This is a genomic window from Enterobacter cloacae complex sp. 402C9, assembly GCF_050030745.1.
Taxonomy (GTDB): domain Bacteria; phylum Pseudomonadota; class Gammaproteobacteria; order Enterobacterales; family Enterobacteriaceae; genus Enterobacter; species Enterobacter intestinihominis.
In genome coordinates this window covers 3,010,170-3,021,291 of record NZ_JBLGUW010000001.1, presented here as the reverse complement: position 1 = coordinate 3,021,291, position 11,122 = coordinate 3,010,170, and the positions used below count along the sequence as shown (strand labels likewise).

Genomic DNA, 11,122 nt, shown 5'->3' with positions numbered 1-11,122 from the left:
GGAATGATACTAGTTTAGTCAGGTAACACAGCGGAAAAATGGAGGAAATATGGAAGACTGTCAGGAATGGTCTGAGTGTGGTGCGTTGTTTCGCCGGGTGGCGGCTTCGCCTTACCCGGCCTACAAGATCCTCGAACCGTAGGCCGGGTAAGGCGAAGCCGCCACCCGGCACAACCCCATTAGCTAAACACCACCTGCGCCCAGCGGGCCAGTCCTGCCGTAACGGAGCCAAAGTCATCGCCGCCGGCAATCGGGATCCCCGGCAGCTGTTCCGCCAGCGCTTTCTTGATCAGCGGGGAACGGGCGCTACCGCCGGTCAGGTAAATCACGTCCGGTTTCTCTTTGCCATTCTCAAGCGCCAGCTGCACCTGCTCCAGAATACGCTGTAGCGGCTGAGCCAGCGCCATTTCCAGCCCTTCCTGGGTGATAGCCGTAGCCAGATCGTCCCTGATAAACGGTAGCGTAACCGCATGCTCAGGACGATCGGAAAGGGCGATTTTGCTCTCTTCGGCGGTGCGCACCACCCGGTAGCTCAGACGCTGACGCCACACCTTATACAGCAGCGCGACCTTCTCTGCATCCTGCGCATCACGCACCAGATCGTTAAGGAAACGCCCATTCGCGGTGCTGTAAAAATCACTCTGGGCAGGGACGTCGTTGATGGCAATCGCATTCCACCATGGCAGGATCGGCAGGGCGATGCCTTTCTCGGTTTGACCGCCCATGCCGAGCAGCGGCATCAGGCTCTTGAATGCCAGGGCGATATCCAGATCGTTACCGCCCACGCGGCAGCCGCTGTGCCCCAGCAGGCTGTTTTCACGATCGCGACGATGATGCCACTGCGGACCCATCAGCAGTAATGAACAGTCCGTCGTACCGCCGCCGATGTCCACCACCAGCACCCGTTTCTCTTCCGTCAGCGTGGCTTCAAAATCCAGTCCCGCCGCAACCGGCTCATACTGGAACACCACGTCACGGAAGCCAGCCCGGTGCGCTGCACGCTCAAGGATCCCCTGCGCCTGCTGGTTGGCTTCGTCGCCGCCCAGCCCCTGGAAGTTGATCGGACGGCCAATCACCGCCTGGGTGATGGCATCCGGCACCTGCGACTGCGCCTGATTGCGGATGTGCAGCATCATCGCGCAGACCAGATCTTCAAACATCGCCACCTGCTGTGGCTTCAGGCCGCTGGCGCCGAGGAAGGATTTCGGTGATTTAACGAAGTAGACCTCTTCCGGGTCTTCAATGTACTGCCCGAGGGAAGAGAGGCCGAACTGCACGCTGGAAGGGGTAACGTCGATATCTTCCTCGCGGTTAAAGCTGACCGCACGGCGCAGCAGCGCCTGGGTTTCCGCCGCCGTGGCCGGAACCTGATGATGGCGGAACAGCCACTCGCTCACCGCTTCACGCGTGGGCGCACAGAGCATTGACGGCAACAGCGTACTGCCGTTTTCCATTTTCAGGAGCTGTGGTTGTCCGTTTTGCATTATCGCAACCGAGCAGTTTGCGGTGCCGTAGTCGAATCCAATAAACACAATAAATCCCCATGCCGGTGAGAAGGGGCGAGACTTTAGCGAAATGTCTGCCAGGCGACAACAGGAATATGAAAGCAAGGCGCAACGCGATCTTTCGGTTTATGCTGAGGTAAATACAAAAGGAGAGACGATGTACACCCTGAACTGGCAACCGCCCTACGACTGGCAGTGGATGTTTGGCTTTCTTGCCGCGCGTGCGGTCACAGGGGTTGAGACTGTTACGGAGGATTACTACGAACGCAGTTTTGGCTATGCGGGGCACCAGGGCGTTTTACGGGTTACGCCAGACAGCGCAACCCATACGCTGGCGGTGTCGCTCAGCCCTGGCCTGATCCCGGTGGCGGATATTTGCCTGGACCGCACTGCCCGCCTGTCCGATCTTGATTGCGACCCGCTAAGAATTGCGCAGACCCTGGGCGACCTCGGCGCGGCGCGGCCGGGGTTACGTTTGCCGGGCGCGATGGATGCCTATGAGCAGGGCGTGCGCGCCATTCTCGGGCAACTGGTGAGCGTTGCGATGGCGGCAAAACTGGCGTCAAGAGTGGTGGCGCTGTGCGGTGAACCCATTCAGGACGCGCCGGGCTACCTCTGTTTTCCTCCGCCAGAGGTACTGGCCGCGGTGGATCCGCTGGCGTTGAAAGCCCTTGGGATGCCGCTCAAGCGTGCGGAGTCGTTGATTCATCTGGCGCAGTCGGTGGTGGACGGTGAATTCCCGCTGTTCCCGCCTGCGAACGTCGAGGCCGGGATGAAGGCGCTACAGCAGCGCCCCGGCATCGGGCGCTGGACCGCAAATTATCTGGCCTTGCGCGGCTGGCAGGCGAAGGATGTATTCCTGCCGGATGATTATCTCATTAAACAGCGCTTTGCCGGTATGACGCCCGCGCAGATCCGTCGCTATGCCGAGCGCTGGCAGCCGTGGCGCTCGTATGCGCTGTTACATATCTGGTACACCGACGGCTGGTCGCCGTCAGTTGATGGCGAAATAGCTGGTATTCAGCAGTAGATCGAGCGGCTGCGCTTCCCCGATGGTGTCGCCGTAAATAAAGTCAATGCCGATGCCCGACAGCGTATTCATCATGATCGACTGATGGCATGGCCCGGCAATGGTTTTTATGCCCAGACGCTGGGCGTGGCCCTGAATGATGGTCACCATCATCTCATCCATCAGATTGCCGTGGACGTTGGTCACCACGTCTGCATCCAGCAGCAGATAATCAGCGGTGTTGGCGCTGAGCTGGCTGAAGACGTTCATATCGCGTCCAACCCGGGTCAGCACCACGCGACAGCCAGCCTGACGAAGCTTTTGCAGACCCTGCTGCACGTTTTCATCCGTATTGCTCAGCACATCAACGGCGATCGCCAGATGCAGCAGCCGCGCCGGCAGCGGACCTCTGGTGATCAGCTCGAGCAGCTCATCCACCAGCGTGACGCTGGCTAAACCCGCTTCTGAGAGCGGCAGCGCGACGCCCATCCCTTTGGCCGCCACCTGTGCGGCATAGGTACGGAAAAATTCGCTGAATATACGTCGGTCAAGGGCGTGCAGCAGCTCCGGCTCCGCCAGCCCGGCGCGGAAGGCATGCTCTTCCAGCACTTCCCCCTGGCTGGTCCACAACCGCAGGGAAATCAGCCAGAAGCTACTGCTCTCGGGAATGCGCGGTGAGGCGACGCTGCGGGCGATCATCAGCAGATGATTATCTTTGATCATGTGCCACTGCTCATCCAGCGACATCATGCTGCGCGTGCTGTGGATCCGCTCCTGCTGGGGTTCATAGACGGTGACCACACCGCGCCCGCTGTTTTTCGAGGCGTAACAGGCGATATCGGCCTGAGACATCACTTCCGCTGTCTGATAATTAGCGTCGTCAATCAACGTGATCCCCGCGCTGGCGCCGATGCGGTGCAGGCGTCCTTCCCAGGAAAAATGATAGTTGTTGATGGCGTCGATCAACCGGCCCGCAATATAGCGTGCGCTTTCGACGTTGCAGTCCGGCAGCAGCAGGCCAAACTCGTCGCCGCCCAGACGCGCCAGCACGTCGCTGGAGCGCAGCATGGTCAGCATCAGCGAAGAGAGTTCGCGCAGGAGCGCGTCGCCCGCCGCGTGGCCTGCGGTATCGTTCACCGCCTTAAAACGGTCAAGATCGATAAAGACCAGCGCGTGACGCTGATGGGTCTCCTGTACCGTCTGCAACAGGCGCTTAAGATGGTTTTCAAAACTGACGCGGTTCGCCAGGTGGGTAAGGGCGTCATGGGAAGCGCTGTAGCTCAGCTGGCGCAGCATTTTGCGCGACTCGGTGACATCCTGAATCACCAGCACCGAGCCGATAGCGTGCCCCTCCAGGGTGCTGAGCGGGGTAATGCTGTAATGAATGTCGAAACTGCCTCCATTCCGGCAGTTAAGCACCACATCCTGTTCGATATCGGTACGGGACATATCGCCGCTGTGGATGTTTTCCATTAACGGGCCGTTCTCGCCGAAGGTAATGTGCAGCACCTTCAGAACGGGCTGACCCAGCGCTTCGCTTTGCGACCAGCCGCTCATCTTCTCGGCGACCGGGTTCATAAAGGTGATGTTCATGTCGATATCGGTGCACAGCACCGCTTCGCCGATGGAGTCGAGGGTGATATGCAGGCGCTCTTTTTCCTGGAACAGCGCCTCGTTCAACTGCTTCACCTCGGTCATATCCATGTTGATCCCTAACAGCCGCTCCACTTCGCCCTGTTTGTTCAGCACCCGGTTCGCCAGCGAACGAATGTGGCGAATGCCATCCTTGACGCGAATGCGAAATTCCAGCTTGAAAGGCACCCTGGCCTGGAGTGACTCACGCAGTACCTGTTCGGCGTGCGCACGATCTTCAGGCACCATGGCCGCATGCCAGAGCTGCCAGGTGGGTTTAATGTGCGGGGGGATCTCGTACAGCTCAAACATCCGTTTATCCCAGCTGATCACGTCCGGCTCGAGATCCCACTCCCAGATCCCGATGCCGCCGGCTTCGTTCGCGAGGGTGATACGCTCCATCAGACGCTTATTCACCCACTCGGTCTGTTTCAGGTCGTTGATGTCTTCAATCTGGGCAATAAAGTAGAGCGGCGTGCCGTCTGCATGGCGCACAACGGAAACGGCCAGCAGCGCCCACACCACCTCGCCGCTGCGGGTGTAGTAGCGTTTTTCGAGGCTGTAGCTGTTGATCTCCCCGTTAATCAGCTGTTGCAACTGCTCCAGGTCGGTATTTAAATCTTCCGGCCAGGTTAATTGCTGGAACGTGAGCGACTGAAGCTCAGACTGACTGTAACCGAGGAAATTGCACAGCGCCTTGTTGGCCTGAAGCCACTGGCCCTCAATGCCCACCAGCGCCATACCAATCGCGGAATATTCCATCGCATTACGAAAACGTTCTTCGCTTTCAGTAATATGTTTACGCTCGGCCCGGAAGGCATACATCACCATCGTCATAATGTTGGCGGGGAGCAGCATCATCAGAAAGGGAAGCCATGGCGCGTTGAAGGTCACCATCATGTTTGAAGGTGTCATGGAGGGCGGGTTTCGCGCCATCATCAAGGACACCATCATGATGGTGAATAAAAAAATCAGGAATGCTTCCATTCGCGGCAGGCGTACCGCGCTCCACATCAGCAAAACGATGATGCAGGTGAACGGCCACGGCAGCCAGGTGATTGCCGTCCAGCTAAGAACCAGCGTAACGACCAGGGTCACCAGCGTTTCCAGCAGCAGTCTCGGGTTTCGGTGGCGCAGCAAGTAATGCGGTTTAAACAGCAGACCTAACGGTACAAGCGCCAGCGCGCCAATGGCTTCTGAAAGTACCCAAAACAGAAAATTACGCAGCGGCTCCGCGCCTGGCACCAGAAAATGAACCAGAATGCCGCCCACCAGCGGTGGCACCAGGGCGCTGCCGAGGGCAAGGCGTATCCAGTCGTTGAGGTTTTGCAGCGGGTTATACCAGGGGAGCAGCTTACGCAGCAACACCGCACCAACACAGGCCTCAATAATATTGATTGCCGTGTAGGTTAAGTTGATTGATTCCCATGAAAAGAGCATCCACGAGGCAAAAATATTGCCAAAGGAGCAGGCGAGGGCGATGCCGGGCCACATTTTTCCCGCATGGCGGTAAAACGCCACCATCATAATGGAGGTCGGGAACCACAATGGCGCCAGCAGCGTACCGAAGCGAGTCAGCTCAAGGGAAAATAAGGTGAAGATGAACGTGACCAGACCCAGACAGACAAGCCGCAGTAAAGGATGTGGGGTAGTAACCAAAACCCGCTGGTATTGTTTATTCATTACCGCTCTATCCAGGGACGCCGTGTTGTCAGGAGCCAGCTCCGGACGCGTGAAATCATTAATTTGGTTTATGCTAGTACAAACATTTTACAATTCATATGCTGAGTGCTCAGATTTTGACTTCATAGACTTATAAAATAGTTACTCTGCGAAGAAGGGGGATGAAATGGTGAAAATCCGTGCGTAAAAATTTCGCTAAAGGCGTGAAACGGCGCTTTTCAGCCCGCCTCGCATAACCTGCGCATTCGACTGGTATCACGCCCCCGAAATCCCTATAATTGCCGCGTTTGACGCTCCGGCGTCGTCCTTCCTTACATCCAGGTTAATCAGGTCGCTAAATTTATGACTGATAAGTCTCATCAGTGCGTCATCATAGGCATTGCCGGCGCATCGGCTTCAGGTAAAAGTCTTATTGCCAGTACGCTTTATCGCGAACTGCGTGAACAAGTGGGTGATGAGCATATCGGTGTTATTCCCGAAGATAGCTATTACAAAGATCAATCCCATCTTTCGATGGAAGAGCGCGTAAAAACCAACTACGACCACCCCAGTGCGATGGATCACAGTCTGCTGTTCCAGCATCTGGAAGCGCTGAAGCGCGGCGAGGCGATTGAGCTGCCCGTCTACAGTTACGTGGAACATACCCGCACCCAGGAAACGATCCGCATTGAGCCCAAGAAGGTGATTATCCTTGAAGGGATTTTGCTGCTCACCGACGCCCGTCTGCGCGAATCAATGAACTTCTCGATTTTCGTCGATACCCCGCTGGATATCTGCCTGATGCGGCGTATTAAACGCGACGTTAACGAACGCGGTCGCTCCATGGACTCCGTGATGGCGCAGTATCAGAAAACCGTTCGTCCGATGTTCCTGCAATTTATTGAGCCTTCTAAACAATACGCCGATATTATTGTGCCTCGCGGCGGTAAAAACCGTATTGCCATTGATATCTTAAAAGCGAAAATCAGTCAGTTTTTTGAATAAGCCGTGTGAATTGTGTACCGTTCAGAGATAACCTGGTTTTGCCCTGACGCCGTAAGGATTCAGGGCGCGATGCACGAAAGGAGAAAGTGCCATGCGTCTTTGTGACCGCGATATAGAAGCCTGGCTGGATGAAGGCCGCCTGTCTATCACCCCGCGTCCGCCGGTTGAGCGTATTAACGGCGTGACCGTCGATGTACGTCTGGGGAATAAGTTCCGCACCTTCAGCGGCCACACGGCACCGTTTATCGACCTCAGCGGGCCGAAAGACGAAGTCAGTGCAGCGCTGGATCGCGTCATGAGTGACGAAATCGTCATCGAAGAAGGAGAGGCGTTTTATCTCCATCCTGGCGAACTGGCGCTGGCGGTGACCTTTGAATCGGTCACGCTGCCTGCGGATCTGGTCGGCTGGCTTGACGGACGCTCTTCTCTGGCGCGTCTGGGCCTGATGGTGCACGTCACCGCGCACCGTATCGATCCGGGTTGGTCTGGCCGTATCGTGCTGGAGTTCTTTAACGCCGGTAAACTGCCGCTGGCGCTTCGCCCGGGAATGATGATCGGTGCGTTGAGCTTCGAACCGCTGACCGGCCCGGCAGACCGTCCTTATAACCGCCGTCAGGACGCAAAATATCGCGACCAGCAGGGTGCGGTTGCCAGCCGTATCGATAAAGACTGATCTGTGAGTTCACTGAGGAAGCCATGAGAAGAGTTCTGACAACGCTGATGATTTTGCTGGTGGTGCTGGTGGCTGGCCTTTCAGCGTTGGTGCTGCTGGTTAACCCGAATGACTTCCGGGCCTACATGGTGCGGCAGGTTGAAGCGCGCAGCGGGTATGAACTCAAGCTGGACGGGCCGCTGCGCTGGCACGTCTGGCCGCAGCTCAGCATTCTCTCCGGACGTATGTCGCTCACCGCGCCGGGCGCCGCGCAGCCGCTTGTTACGGCGGATAACATGCGTCTTGATGTCGCGCTCATCCCGCTCTTATCCCATCAGCTCCAGGTTGAACAGGTGATGCTGAAAGGGGCGGTGATTCAGCTTACGCCACAAACCGAAGCCGTTCGTCAGGCGAATGCTCCGGTCGCACCGCGTGAAAACACCTTGCCTGACGTCCCGTCTGACACCGGCTGGTCGTTCGATATTGGTAATCTGAAAGTTGCCGACAGCGTGCTGGTTTTCCAGCATGAAGATGACGAACAGATCACCGTACGCAATATCAACCTCAGGATGGAGCAGGATGCCAACCATCACGCCACCATGGAGTTCTCCGGGCGGATCAACCGTAATCAGCGCGATCTCAACCTGTCGATGAATGCGAACGTGAACGCCTCTGACTACCCGCACCAGCTGACGGCGGACGTTCAGCAGGTCAACTGGCAGCTGACCGGCGCGGATTTACCCGCGAAGGGGATCGCCGGCCAGGGCACGATGCAGGCGGTGTGGCACGAAGAGCGCAAACAGCTCGAACTGAACGCGCTCAACCTCCAGGCCAACGACAGTTCCCTGAAGGGGCAGGCGAGCGTCACGCTTGATGAGAAACCCAAGTGGGTGTTGGATCTGCAATTCGACAAGCTGAACCTTGAGAACCTGCTCGCGGCCCAAACGGTGAATGCGACCGATGAGGGTGTCGCGCAGGTAGGGCAAAGCCAGGTCACGCAGTCGCGTCCGGTGATCTCCTCCAGTCTCAATCTGCCTGACTACAATGGTCTGCGCGGATTTACCGCCGACATTCTGCTGAAAGCGAACAGCGTGCGCTGGCGTGGGATTGATTTTACTGACGTCAACAGCCAGATGTTCAACCACAACGGCCTGCTGGTCATCTCTGAGCTCAGCGGAAAAATGGGGGCAGGAAATCTCTCCCTGCCGGGCACGCTGGACGTACGTAAAGACGTTGCCAGCGCCGCGTTCCAGCCGCGTCTGGAAAACGTTGAAATTGGCACCATCCTGAAAGCCTTTAATTACCCGATTTCCCTCACGGGGCAGCTGTCGCTGGCCGGGGATTTCTCCGGCACGAAGATTGATGCGGACGCCTTCCGTCGTAGCTGGAAGGGGCAGGCGCACGTTGAGCTAAAAGATTCGCGCATGGAAGGGCTGAACTTCCAGCAACTGGTGCAGCAGGCGGTAGAGCGCAGCAGCAGCGTGAAGGCGAATGAAAACTACGATAGCGCAACCCGTCTCGACAGCTTTACCAGCGAGCTTGCCCTCGACAACGGTCAGCTCTCGCTCGACGAGATGCAGGGAATCTCGTCCCTGCTGGCGCTGACCGGAAACGGCGCGCTGGATCTGGTGAAGGAGACGGTTGACACCCGCTTCAACGTCCGCGTGAAGGCCGGCTGGGAAGGGGAAGGCCAGCTTGTCGAGTTCCTGAAAGAGACGCCGATACCGCTGCGCGTGTACGGAAAATGGCAGGAACTGAATTACAGTTTGCAGGTCGATCAGATCCTGCGTAAGCACCTTCAGGATGAAGCGAAACGTCGGCTGAATGACTGGGCGGACCGCAATAAAGAGTCTCAGTCTGGTAAAGACGTGAAAAAGTTGCTCGATAAGCTCTGATGCCTGTTGTGCCGGGTGGCGGCTTCGCCTTACCCGGCCTACAAAAGCCAGACACCGTAGGCCGGGTAAGCGAAGCGCCACCCGGCTTTTTTACACCTCAAAATCCATCTCATCTTCACCGCGCAGCGGTATCAGCTGCACCTTCTGCACGCGATGGCTCTCTACCTGCAAGGTTTTGATCATGTAATTCCCCACCTGGACCTCTTCGCCCGGCTGCGGAATACGTTGCAGATATTCCATCAGCAAACCGGCGATAGTGTGGTATTCGCGCTTCTCGTCCAGCGGAAGCGGAACGAACTGCACCAGATCTTCGAGCGGCATATGGCCGTTGGCGGTCCAGCTGCCGTCTGCGTTTTTCTGAATATCGTGGCGTGCATCGATCTCATCCACCTCATTAGGCAGATTACCGGCGATGGTTTCCATCACGTCGCTGAGCGTCACCAGCCCTTCCACAGAACCAAACTCATCAACGACAAACGCGAAGTGAGTACGCGCGTTGCGGAACTGCTCCAGCGCGGAGAGCAGCGGCAGCGCTTCCGGGAAGACCAGCGGCTGGCGCACCAGCGCGCGCAGGTTGAGCGGCTCACCGTGAAGCTGCTGTTGCAGCAGGTCAATCACGTGTACCACGCCCAGCAGCTCTTCTTCCTCTTCTCCGCCGGTCACCACCACGCGGGTGTGCTGGTTTTTATCCAGCAGGACACGGATCTGCTCTTCCGGTGCCGTCAGGTCAATATGCTCAATGTCGTGGCGGGAGGTCATGATACTGCTGACCGAGCGCTGGTTGAGGTTAAGCACGCGCTCTATCATCCGGCGTTCCTGCGGGTTGAAGATCTGCCCGTCGCTGTGGTCGGCTAGCATCGCAGCGGATTCAGCATCCAGCTCGGCATCCTCTTTTTTGCCGCTCAGCAGGCGCATCACCGTATCTGCGGTGCGCTGTCGTAATGTCTGGTTCGCGGAAAGAAAACGGCGGCGGTTGAAAATGGCCAGTTGGTTAAGAAACTCAATAAGCACCGAGAAACCAATGGCTGCGTACAGATATCCTTTCGGGATATGGAAGCCAAAACCATCCGCCACCAGGCTAAAGCCAATCATCAGCAGGAAGCTCAGACAGAGAATGACGATAGTCGGGTGACTGTTCACGAAGCGCGTCAGGGCTTTACTGGCGAGCACCATCAGGGTGATGGCAATGATCACGGCGGCCATCATCACCGCCAGATGGTCAACCATCCCGACGGCAGTAATCACGGAGTCGAGAGAAAAGACGGCATCCAGCACCACTATCTGCGCGACCACCGGCCAGAATTTAGCGCCTCGCCGCTGGGTGGGGTTTTCACTGTCTTTTCCTTCCAGCCGCTCATTAAGCTCAACCGTGGCTTTGAACAGCAGGAACAATCCGCCGAAAAGCATGATCAGGTCGCGGGCGCTAAAGCTCAGACCCTGCACGCTGAATAAGGGTTTGGTGAGCGTGACCAGCCATGATATTGAGGCCAGTAACAGCAGACGCATCACCATGGCGAGCAGAAGACCCGTCACGCGGGCGCGGTCGCGTTGTGAAGGGGGTAATTTATCGGCAAGGATGGCGATAAACACCAGGTTATCAATGCCGAGCACTAATTCGATGACGACCAGCGTCACCAGCCCGGCCCAGATTGATGGATCGGCAATCCATTCCATAGTAAATGCAATACCTTCTGTTATATGACTAATGTCACACTTCGATCATGGATAAAGCAGACGGAAATTGCAATGCCGGGGTGAGATT

7 protein-coding genes are annotated in these 11,122 nt (G+C 57.0%); 4 read left to right on the top strand and 3 right to left on the bottom strand.

Annotation, left to right across the window (positions count from 1 at the left end; all coding sequences use genetic code 11):
- Positions 1-179: 179 nt before the first annotated feature.
- Positions 180-1,532: a molecular chaperone gene (yegD, locus tag ACQG1K_RS14475; protein WP_023306578.1), complete on the bottom strand. Its 1,353-nt coding sequence runs from the start codon at positions 1,530-1,532 to the stop codon at positions 180-182.
- A gap of 130 nt (positions 1,533-1,662) precedes the next feature.
- Here yegD and alkA point away from each other — a divergent pair, with 130 nt between their 5' ends.
- The gene (alkA, locus tag ACQG1K_RS14470; RefSeq protein ID WP_367076003.1) at positions 1,663-2,535 is read left to right on the top strand and encodes a DNA-3-methyladenine glycosylase 2; all 873 of its coding nucleotides are present in this window, start codon (positions 1,663-1,665) and stop codon (positions 2,533-2,535) included.
- On the opposite strand, the gene ACQG1K_RS14465 is transcribed toward alkA, so the two are convergent.
- Positions 2,500-5,829, bottom strand: a complete 3,330-nt coding sequence (locus ACQG1K_RS14465) for a diguanylate cyclase (protein WP_367076001.1) — start codon at positions 5,827-5,829, stop codon at positions 2,500-2,502. The genes alkA and ACQG1K_RS14465 overlap by 36 nt on opposite strands.
- 342 nt (positions 5,830-6,171) lie before the next feature.
- Between ACQG1K_RS14465 and udk the strand changes: the two genes are divergently transcribed.
- The 3 genes from udk (at position 6,172) to asmA (ending at position 9,360) form a co-directional block, all read left to right on the top strand.
- Positions 6,172-6,813, top strand: a complete 642-nt coding sequence (gene udk, locus ACQG1K_RS14460; RefSeq protein ID WP_000130320.1) for a uridine kinase — start codon at positions 6,172-6,174, stop codon at positions 6,811-6,813.
- A gap of 91 nt (positions 6,814-6,904) precedes the next feature.
- Positions 6,905-7,486, top strand: a complete 582-nt coding sequence (gene dcd / locus ACQG1K_RS14455; RefSeq protein WP_006811250.1) for a dCTP deaminase — start codon at positions 6,905-6,907, stop codon at positions 7,484-7,486.
- 23 nt (positions 7,487-7,509) lie between these two features.
- The gene (gene asmA, locus ACQG1K_RS14450; protein WP_367076000.1) at positions 7,510-9,360 is read left to right on the top strand and encodes an outer membrane assembly protein AsmA; all 1,851 of its coding nucleotides are present in this window, start codon (positions 7,510-7,512) and stop codon (positions 9,358-9,360) included.
- A 90-nt stretch (positions 9,361-9,450) separates the two neighbouring features.
- Here the strand turns inward: asmA and ACQG1K_RS14445 are convergent, their stop codons facing one another.
- Entirely contained in the window at positions 9,451-11,034 is a 1,584-nt protein-coding gene (locus ACQG1K_RS14445) for a TerC family protein (RefSeq protein ID WP_367075998.1), read from the bottom strand.
- Positions 11,035-11,122: the final 88 nt, after the last annotated feature.